Source organism: Candidatus Chloroploca mongolica, assembly GCF_004762035.2.
GTDB lineage: Bacteria > Chloroflexota > Chloroflexia > Chloroflexales > Chloroflexaceae > Chloroploca > Chloroploca mongolica.
This window is the reverse complement of record NZ_SIJK02000122.1, coordinates 1-6,011: the sequence shown is the minus strand read 5'-3', so window position 1 is coordinate 6,011 and position 6,011 is coordinate 1. Positions and strand designations below refer to the sequence as shown.

Here is a 6,011-nt window from a genome sequence, read left to right as displayed (position 1 = left end):
ATATTCAGACCATCGTTATTCATACCAATTTTGTCAATACGGTTAAGCAGACGCATACGCTCGCGTTGGCCGATCTGGAGACACCAGAAGGCTTGCAGATGCTCCGCAACGTCTTCTTTCACCCGTATGCGCTTGAGCCAAGTCTGACGATTCAGCAGGTGACGGAAGCCGCCGCAGCCGAGTTTGCCCGGCTGGCTGACTTGCTCCGTCGTTATGGTGAGCAGCCCCAGGCGATTGCCCACTACCTGATTCGCCTGCTCTTCTGTCTCTTCGCCGAAGATGTGGGGCTCCTTCCCGCTGGGATCTTCACCCGGATTATTCATGCGACCCGTCATAAAGCGCCTGCCTTTACCGCGCAGATCAAGGCGCTCTTTGGGGCGATGGCAACCGGCGGCTACTTTGGCACCGACGAGATTAAGAACTTCAATGGTGGGCTGTTTGAGGATGATACGGCGCTGCCGCTTGATAGCGATGGCTTGCACATTCTTGAGCGGGTCAGCGCCCTTGACTGGTCGGCTATCGAGCCGTCGATCTTTGGCACGTTGTTTGAACGCAGTCTTGACCCGGCGAAGCGCTCGCAGCTTGGGGCGCACTATACCAGCCGTGATGACATCATGCTGATTGTTGAGCCGGTGCTCATGGCTCCCTTGCGCCGCAGATGGGCCGAGGTTGAGGCGATGGCACGTGAGCTTGCGGGCCAACGTGATGCGGCAAGTGGCGCAAAGCGCAACCGGCTTGAGAATGAGCTTATCCGCCTGCTGATGGCCTTCGCGGGTGAACTGTCGCGTGTTCGTGTGCTCGACCCGGCCTGCGGATCGGGCAACTTTCTCTACGTTGCCTTGAAGCAACTGCTCGACCTCGAGAAGCAGGTGATCAACCTGGGGGCTGATCTGGGCCTGACCCGCATGCTGCCTAGCGTTGGTCCCGAGCAACTCTATGGCATCGAGATCAACGAGCTTGCGCATGAACTTGCGCAGGTGACCGTCTGGATCGGCTATATCCAGTGGCACAAAGACAACGGCTTTGCCGAGTTGAAAGAGCCGATCCTCCAGCCGCTTGACACGATCAAGCGTATGGACGCGATCCTGGCCTTTGACGAGACCGGCACGCCGGTTGAGCCAGCGTGGCCCGAGGCTGAGGTGATTATTGGCAATCCGCCGTTTTTGGGGGGCAAGCGCCTGCGCACAGAGCTTGGTAGTTCCTACGTGGATACAGTTTTCATGCTCTACGATGGTCGCGTACCACGTGAGGCTGACCTTGTGACTTATTGGTTTGAGCGCGCACGGGCGTTGATCGAGCAGGGTCATGTGCAGCGTGTGGGCTTGCTGGCGACTAGCTCAATTCGCGGTGGTGCCAATCGCAAAGTGTTGGAGCGTATTAAGGCGAGTGGCGACATCTTTATGGCATGGAATGAACGACCGTGGATTTTGAATGGTGCAGCAGTCGAAGTCTCCATGATTGGGTTTGACACGGGTGTTGAGCAAGAGCGCTCTTTTAACGGATCTTCCGCTCAGCACATCAACCCTGACTTAACAGGCGATCTCAATCTTACGCAGGCACAGCGACTAACTGAAAACAGTGGTATAGCCTTTATGGGCGACACAAAGGGTGGCGCTTTTGACTTGACGCCTGAGCAAGCTGTGCAGATGTTGACAGCTCCGCTCAACCCGAATGGACGCCCAAACCGTGATGTCGTTCGCCCATGGGTGAACGGCCTCGACATCACTCGGCGACCACGGGGCATGTTCATTGTTGATTTTGGCGTCGATATGCCAGAGGCTGATGCCGCGCTCTACGCTTTGCCCTTCGCTCACATTGAACGTGAGGTCAAACCTGAGCGGGCGAAAAATAATCGTGCGGCCTACCGCGAGCGGTGGTGGCTCCATGTCGAGCCAAGACCAGCGATGCGCCGTACATTAGTACCGTTTCAACGCTTCATCGGTACCCCCAATCTCACCAAACATCGCATCTTTGCATGGGTCTACCCGCCAACTATTCCCGACCATCAGCTCATTGTTTTCGCTCGCGACGACGACTACTTCTTCGGCGTGCTCCACTCCCGCCCGCATGAAATCTGGGCCTTGAGACTCGGCACCTCACTTGAAGATCGCCCCCGCTACACCCCCTCAACCACCTTCGAAACCTTCCCCTTCCCTTGGCCGCCTGGCCAAGAGCCGCTCGATGATCCCCGCATTACCGCGATCAGCGACGCTGCGCAGCGACTCGTCGCGCAGCGCGATGCCTGGCTGAATCCGCCTGACGTGACCGAGGCCGAGCTCAAGCAGCGCACGCTCACCAAGCTCTACAACCAGCGCCCTGATTGGCTTGACCAGGCGCACACGGAACTTGATCAGGCTGTCTGTGACGCCTATGGCTGGCCGCATGACCTGAGCGACGAGGAGATCCTGGCGCGGCTGTTGGCGTTGAATCTCGAGCGGGCGGCCAAGCAGGGTGATGCAGCGGCTGGCGCCGTGGAGACGCATACCGACGACAAGGACAACCTCACCTTATTATAGTTGCAACAAGAGCGGTAAGCAGGGGTGAAGGGGCTTGTTACCTTAATAATGATAGCGACAAGCAACGATGATAATCCCGTCGCCCGTAGCAGTGTAGACGAGACGATGCTCGTCATTGATGCGTCGTGACCAATAGCCACTCAGGTTGGCTTTCAGCGGTAGGGTTTCATACATCAAAGAGTTTCCGTTCTGCGATCACGCCTTCCGTGACTTCGGCGATCGACGTGCGTACGTGAGCCGCATTGGCTGGACTCGCCAGCAGGTAGCGCGTTTCTTGCCACGCCGCGTATGCTTGCTGGGGTAGGAGCACAACCTGTTGACCACTTACCAAAAGCACAATGCCCGTGCCAGCTACGCATCCTCGCTTTTGACGCAAAGGCGCAAAGGCGCAAAGGAGAGTGACCCAGAGCGCGCAACGGTGCGGCGACGCGCCTCGTCCCGCGCTGCCCGATCTCTCGGCCAGTACCTCCCGATCGCGACGCCCACGCGCACATCTGGCTTGAGGGTGTTCGATGTGAACCGGTTGCTCACCCTGATTGCCGTCGGCCTCGCCAGTGGGTGACCGCCGCTTCCGTAGGGGCCGCGCTTGCCCTGATCGGTGTCCCTACCACGTTGACGTAGCCCTACTGGGAACGTCGCTGCATAAGCCACCCAACGATGGCCCTTAGCCGCCCCACTGGCAGGCGTCGGGATCGAGACGAGCGTCAGCACGAGACGAACGGAGCAAACTGCGGATTGTTCGCCACCGGGCGGTGGAATGGGCGTGTTGATCGGAACTGCGTCGCCGCGCGTCGGAAGAGCCATAGAACGCCGCCGTTTGCGGCCTAACTCGCGCCCAGATGATCGCCCACGCCAGCGGGGTCGGCGACAGAGCGTGTTCGGCGGCTCAGGTCAAATGTCATCTCTGTGAAGATTTGGTCAATAGGGGTTTTCTGCGCTAGGTTCTCGCTCCATGTCAGTAACATACGTGTAGATGGTTCCTTTCGGTCGTGAAGACTGATCTCGTAACATATAAAGCTCGTGTGGTGTCTTTTCATCTTCCTAGCTTTTGCCTTTCCTTGATTACATCTAACTTCAGTCTGTTCTCGGCGCGTAAGGCAAGTCGGGTGCATGCAGGGTTAGGCACATCTTTTTGAATATTTTTTAGTGGACGATCATGGGCAAAAAAACCTTGTAGAGACAGGTTGAGAAAATCTGGAACCATGTAAGGCCATCATCGTTGCTTTGCCAAAGCCCATCGTCTCTCACTTGTAACAATTGACCAGGGGATCCATAATTCGGGATTAGGTTATTTCCAGCTATAGGTGATACCTGTTCCCAGTGATTCCCTGCATCTGTGCTATGATACAGTCCCTGCCTACAACGCGCTAATAATCTCTGTGTCTGTGTAGGGTGAGCCAGTAACTGCCCACATCCTCCTGAAGGCATAGTTTCCCAAGGTGTCCAACTCCTTCCTCCGTCGTTGCTACTCTTGCCCGACATGTAATATATTGCAGGATACTCCTGGGGGTTGAAATCAGCTAGCCCGTAGAGATGCTCAGAGGCAAGCGCATCCAATGCAAGTGTATCAACGGGAAACGTGTAGCTTTGCCAATAATGAGTGTCTTGCCACTCATGAACCCGAACAAATCCATCTTCGGGGCTTATTGGTGATAGCACTGGGTTGCCAATAGTCGTCAAGCTAACTGTATATACTCTTGTCCAGTTTATCCCAGCATCTGTACTCAAGTAGGCCCAAGAGTCGAGCCAGTCTGGGCCATACCACCATGAAGTCGCGAAAATGTACAGGCGATTTCCATCTGCAGGTGAGGCAACCATGCCAGTAATAAAGGCATGAAGCGGTCCATCAAGGCCAAAATCTCGTTCAGCCCAAGTTTGGCCTCCATCACCCGTGCGATACAGAGACTCTCCTGAATAGGCTAAAATTCGCACTGGTGCCACTGGATCTTGACGAGGGGCAATGGCTATACCGCTGATAGCAGATGCGGGCATTGTGGGAACTACCTGCCATGTAGAGCCACCATCCGTGCTGAGCCGCGGTGGCAAGGAGCTGCCCTGAAAACTTACATTTAGAGCAATTACATTGGGTAAATCAGAGGATGTGGCAACCTGATCAATTTTAAGTTGAGCACATTGCAATGCTGATATATTCGGGTCTCCTGCTGCATGTATAGTATGGGAGTGAGGTTCAATCTTCTGATTGATGCTGGCTATCAACATTGCCCACATGAATATGCCCGCCATTCTTAGGAAGCTATGAACTGCTTTCTTTCTGTCAGACATGGCTACTCCTTGTTGCTGATATTCAAATGGCTGATGACTTGGTTTCCGTTTTGGACGGTGTGCCTAACATGAATTTAGACAGCGATTCAGCGGTCTCGCTCAGCCTTACCCGTGCTCTACTACGATGATACCACCTAAATCTGCTCTGTATAGTGCTACGATTGCACGGTTGCCGCCTAGCCACGATCCTGGTCGGTGCGAGGCCCACTAGTGTTCAAAGAAGCTCACGCGAAGGCATCGCCTGTCACGACCGCAGCAGGTGTGGGTTGCGGTTAAGGCTGGGGCGGGGTGGCATCGGGTCCGCTGACCAGACGGTACTGGCTGGTGTCAATTCAACCAGTTCGATGTCAGCTTGAAGCGTGGGCACGGTCGTTGCGGTGCTTTGAGAAACGGTTGTCGGTGTCCCGGTAGGCAGGCGAGAAGGCGTGCGTTGTGCGGGCTGCGGGGTCGGCGAGATGCCCACCTGGGTGCAGGCGGTCAACAAAACCATAGCGATGAGCCCCAGTGCAATGAGGGACATCCAGATGTGGATTGTATCTTTCAAATAAGCTCACGCGAAGCCGCGAAGTCGCGAAGGGTCAAGCTCACCTACGCGAAAAACGTTGCGCCTTTGGTCCTTTGCGTCAAAACAACCGCCTTCTTTGCAAGATACTGGTACTAAGACAACTGCGCAAGCGCATCCACGCCGCCCTGACGATAGGCGAGCCACGGCAGGGATGGGGGGATGCGTTGCTGCTGTTCGGCCAGGGCAGCCTGCCAGGTGGCACGCTGTTCGGCGACAACCTGAGCATCCTCAGCCTCGGTGCGGAGGCTCCGGCGCAACGTCACCAGCGCCACAAGCCAGCCCTCATCGTACTTGACGCCACCGGTCACCCGGCCATCGCGTTGCAGTTGGCAGACATTTGCCCCACCGGTCGCAAGTACGAGGCGTTGTTCAGCGACCTGAATCGCAGTCTCAAGCTGAGTACGCAGCATAGCAAGCTCCAATGGTAGGCCTTTTTAGCATTCTTGATCCCCAGTTTAGCATACTCTGGTCGACCAAAAAAGGCCAGCGCAGCGGGTACGTGTTCTTGAAAACCATGACACCAACAGTCGTCCCTCCCTATAGTGCGCTATGGGCATGGTATACTTGATCTACACAAGACCAGGAGCAACCTCATGCCACGGCGTTTCAATGTTGCCGGGCCGTGCAAGCCCGAACTGCACTATATG

At 55.8% G+C, this 6,011-nt stretch carries 4 protein-coding genes; 1 reads left to right on the top strand and 3 read right to left on the bottom strand.

Annotation, left to right across the window (positions count from 1 at the left end; genetic code table 11):
* The coding region (locus tag EYB53_RS24860) for a class I SAM-dependent DNA methyltransferase (RefSeq protein ID WP_135482233.1) at positions 1 to 2,516 on the top strand (2,516 nt) is incomplete at its 5' end.
* Between the two features lie 42 nt (positions 2,517 to 2,558).
* On the opposite strand, the gene EYB53_RS24855 is transcribed toward EYB53_RS24860, so the two are convergent.
* The 3 genes from EYB53_RS24855 to EYB53_RS24845 form a co-directional block, all read right to left on the bottom strand.
* Complete coding sequence (locus tag EYB53_RS24855) at positions 2,559 to 2,690, bottom strand: Txe/YoeB family addiction module toxin (protein WP_135482231.1); 132 nt, start codon at positions 2,688 to 2,690, stop codon at positions 2,559 to 2,561.
* Positions 2,691 to 3,659: 969 nt separating this feature from the next.
* Positions 3,660 to 4,799, bottom strand: coding sequence for a WD40/YVTN/BNR-like repeat-containing protein (locus EYB53_RS24850; protein WP_135482228.1), 1,140 nt, complete (start codon positions 4,797 to 4,799; stop codon positions 3,660 to 3,662).
* Positions 4,800 to 5,456: 657 nt separating this feature from the next.
* Entirely contained in the window at positions 5,457 to 5,774 is a 318-nt protein-coding gene (locus EYB53_RS24845; protein WP_135482224.1) for a hypothetical protein, read from the bottom strand.
* Positions 5,775 to 6,011 lie beyond the last annotated feature (237 nt).